The sequence below is a fragment of the Agrobacterium sp. CFBP 3001 genome, from assembly GCF_027871605.1.
Classification (GTDB): domain Bacteria; phylum Pseudomonadota; class Alphaproteobacteria; order Rhizobiales; family Rhizobiaceae; genus Agrobacterium; species Agrobacterium leguminum.
Genome location: NZ_JAQAHD010000066.1, coordinates 1 through 503 on the forward strand (window position 1 = coordinate 1; position 503 = coordinate 503).

The window sequence follows — 503 nt, forward strand, 5'->3', positions numbered from 1 at the left end:
CGGCTTCGCCTCGATCGTCTTCCCGCAACGGCCATCCGAAACTTTCTTCCCCTGTCGGCTCTGCCGCCATTCCTCGCGCGGCAACAAAGTTCCTCCCGGCCGCCCTCCATTTCATTTCGGCCCCTTGGGTGCGGTCCGATCGTCCCCGGTCCTTGCGACAGCCATCGAGGCCGCAATGGCGCGGCCCGAAACAGCAAAAGGAACATGACAATGGCTACCATCGGCACCTTCACCTCCACCGAAAACGGCTTCTCCGGCTCGATCCGCACCCTCGCCCTCAACGTCAAGGCCCGCATCGCCCGCGTCGAAAACCCCTCGGACAAGGGACCGCACTTCCGCATCTACGCCGGCAACGTCGAGCTCGGCGCTGCCTGGCAGAAGACCTCGGAACAGGGCCGCGACTACCTCTCGGTCAAGCTCGACGATCCGAGTTTCCCGGCTCCGATCTACGCCACGCTCGCCGAAGTCGAAGGCGAAGACGGTCTCCAGCTGATCTGGTCGCG

Annotated in this window: 1 protein-coding gene; it reads left to right on the forward strand. The window is 64.2% G+C overall.

The features are described from left to right. Window positions 1–210: 210 nt before the first annotated feature. Window positions 211–503, forward strand: a 293-nt coding sequence (locus tag PH605_RS25320) for a DUF736 domain-containing protein (RefSeq protein ID WP_269834258.1), incomplete at its 3' end; no start/stop codon positions are given.